Source organism: Paraburkholderia sp. BR14320 (genome assembly GCF_040948665.1).
Lineage (GTDB): Bacteria > Pseudomonadota > Gammaproteobacteria > Burkholderiales > Burkholderiaceae > Paraburkholderia > Paraburkholderia youngii.
The window spans coordinates 1-255 of record NZ_JBFPKG010000354.1; the positions used below are offsets into that span (position 1 = coordinate 1).

At 60.8% G+C, this 255-nt stretch carries 1 protein-coding gene; it reads left to right on the plus strand.

Features of this window, described 5'->3' with window-relative positions:
• On the plus strand, positions 1 to 255 hold a 255-nt coding region (locus tag AB3X89_RS40620), incomplete at both ends, for a transposase (RefSeq protein WP_368588108.1).

Genomic DNA, 255 nt, shown 5'->3' on the forward strand with positions numbered 1-255 from the left:
TCAGCCTGTATTGTCCCGACGGCGACCTGAAGGCGCTGTTCATCAACGACACGCCCTACCAGAAGGGCGTGTCGGGCCAGTCCCAGACTTACAGCGATGCGTACCTCGAACTGATCTTCATCTTCTATCGGCTGTTAGGCTGGGGCATGCGGCAGATCACCGGCCACATGCACGAATTCTGGGCGCTGCGCGGACTCGACATCGGGGTACCGAGTTTCGGGCTTCTGAGCGAGCGGTTCCGCACGCTCGAGGTTC